Origin of the sequence: Mesorhizobium sp. M1A.F.Ca.IN.020.06.1.1, from assembly GCF_004023265.1 — a bacterium.
Taxonomy (GTDB): domain Bacteria; phylum Pseudomonadota; class Alphaproteobacteria; order Rhizobiales; family Rhizobiaceae; genus Mesorhizobium.
This window is the reverse complement of record NZ_RZSR01001284.1, coordinates 1-1,306: the sequence shown is the minus strand read 5'-3', so window position 1 is coordinate 1,306 and position 1,306 is coordinate 1. Positions and strand designations below refer to the sequence as shown.

Sequence of the window (1,306 nt, the reverse complement as noted above, 5' to 3'; positions counted from 1 at the left end):
CCGCTCGCCCGCCGCTTCGGCGCCACCTTGCTTCTGCGCCTCGACCAGGCGCTCGGCCGGCTCGACGAGGCGGTGTCGCCGCGCCTTCCCGTGGCGCCGCTCTCGGTCGAGCGCCATCTTGCCGAGCCGATCGTGCTCACCGACGACATCGAGCGGCTGGTGAGCCGGCTTGCCGTTGCCTTGAAGGCCGACCTCGAGCGCCGCGGCGAAGGCGCGCGGGCGCTCGCCCTTCTCCTCTTCCGCGTCGACGGCGCCGTCAGCCGCATCGCGGTCGGCACCTCGCGGCCCATGCGCGAGCCGCAGCTGATCCGAAAGCTGTTTCACGAACGGCTGACCGCGCTGGAACAGACCATCGATGCCGGCTTCGGCTTCGACCTCGTGCGGCTGTCGGTGCTTTCGGTCGCCGCCTTCGACATGCTGCAGGCCGACCTTGCCGGCGAGACAAGCGACGATGACGCCGACATCGCTTTATTCGCCGACCGCGTGCGTGCCCGTCTCGGCGAAGCCGCCGTGCTGAAGCCGGTCGTCGTCGATAGCCACCTGCCGGAGCGCGCCGTTACCACGGTTCCTTTCGCGGAGGCGCCGCAAAGGCGCAGGCCGCCGAAGCCCGACCGGACAGCACCGCCGATGACCATCTTCCCGCCGGAGCGGCCGGTACGGCTGTTCCGCTCGCCCGAGCCGATCGAGGTGCCGGCGACCGAGATCCCCGAGGGCCCGCCGATGAATTTCCGCTGGCGGCGCGCGCTTTATCGCGTCGCCCGCGCCGAAGGGCCGGAGCGCATCGCCGCCGAATGGTGGCGGCAGCTGCCCGGTGAGGAAGAGGCGCCGACGCGCGACTATTACCGCATCGAGGACAGCGAAGGGCGCCGCTACTGGCTCTACCGCCAGGGCCTCTACAGCAGCGCCTCGCATGCCGCGCCGCGCTGGTTCATGCACGGCGTCTTCGCATGAACGCGCTGACCGCCATCCCCTATGCCGAGTTCGGCATCCAGTCGAACTTTTCCTTCCTGCGCGGCGCCTCCAAGCCCGAGGAGCTGGTGGTCACGGCGAAATTCCACGGCTTTTCCTCGATCGGCCTTGCCGACCGCAACACGGTCGCCGGCGTCGTGCGGGCTTGGCAGCAGGCCAGGGTCGAGAAGCTGCCCTATCATCCCGGTTGCCGCCTGGTTTTTTGCGACGGCACGCCGGACATTCTGGCTTACCCCCGCGACCGCAAGGGCTGGGGACATCTCTGCCGCATGCTGACGCAGGCCAATCTGCGCGACGAGAACGAGAAGGGCGCGACGCTGCTCGAACTCAACGACCT

Annotated in this window: 2 protein-coding genes; both read left to right on the top strand. The window is 69.4% G+C overall.

Annotation, left to right across the window (positions count from 1 at the left end; all coding sequences use genetic code 11):
• Positions 1-951: DUF6504 family protein (locus EOA60_RS33300; protein WP_348632744.1), on the top strand; the 951-nt coding region annotated here is incomplete at its 5' end.
• On the top strand, positions 948-1,306 hold a 359-nt coding region (locus EOA60_RS33295), incomplete at its 3' end, for a PHP domain-containing protein (RefSeq protein ID WP_128312635.1). The genes EOA60_RS33300 and EOA60_RS33295, both read left to right, overlap by 4 nt.